The sequence below is a fragment of the Psychromonas sp. B3M02 genome (genome assembly GCF_003318165.1).
Classification (GTDB): Bacteria; Pseudomonadota; Gammaproteobacteria; order Enterobacterales; family Psychromonadaceae; genus Psychromonas.
Genome location: NZ_QOCB01000078.1, coordinates 474 through 1,204 on the forward strand (window position 1 = coordinate 474; position 731 = coordinate 1,204).

Sequence of the window (731 nt, forward strand, 5' to 3'; positions counted from 1 at the left end):
AAAAACTAAAAGACAAAAATATACCTAAACAACAAGTGACACCGTTGACAGAAAGTGAATTTAGATGGTCACTCAATGAAGATGCGATGGCCACAGAAAAACTGGCAGAAGGTATCCGTAACTTTACTTTGGATCAAATAAAGTTAGATGAACAACTAGCGACTTTACTAGCGAGCTAAATCGCTATAACTCCTCTGTTCCAAACACTTAAAAAGAGAGCTTGCTAAAATAAGCTCTCTTTGCTCAGGCATTAACTATTAATAATTAACTTAAAAGTCATCACCTTCAACATTTACCATACAAAACTTGCTACAAGTATCAGAAACATCAATAATACTCGCCTTTAATTAACCTTAACTCTCATTTGCTTATTTTATTACTGAATAAAAATATTGTTTTATGCTTTTAAAACAATAACAGCCAGTTTGCTCGATATAAATGAAATACGTTTTCTATAGGAACAGTTTTGACAAAACAGAAACAATTAATACCTAGAAAAATTTGGTTACTTTGGTATCAAGGTCTTGAGAATGCCCCGTATCTTATAAAAAAATGTATAGCATCCTGGATTAAGCACAACCCCACTTGGGAAATCATTGTATTAGATGAAAGTAATTTACATAATTACATTACGTTAAAGGCCCCACAAGAAACATTAACTAAGTTATCTCCAGCCCATCGTTCAGATCTTTTGCGTTTAAAATTATTACATGAATATGGCGGTGTTTGGG

General features: G+C 32.7%; 2 protein-coding genes. Both read left to right on the forward strand.

All coding sequences use genetic code 11. The features are described 5' to 3' along the window. Positions 1-20: 20 nt before the first annotated feature. Complete coding sequence (locus DS885_RS08620) at positions 21-179, forward strand: transaldolase family protein (RefSeq protein WP_441344261.1); 159 nt, start codon at positions 21-23, stop codon at positions 177-179. A 287-nt stretch (positions 180-466) separates the two neighbouring features. Further along, a partial coding sequence (locus DS885_RS08625; RefSeq protein ID WP_220149679.1) for a capsular polysaccharide synthesis protein occupies positions 467-731 on the forward strand: 265 nt, incomplete at its 3' end.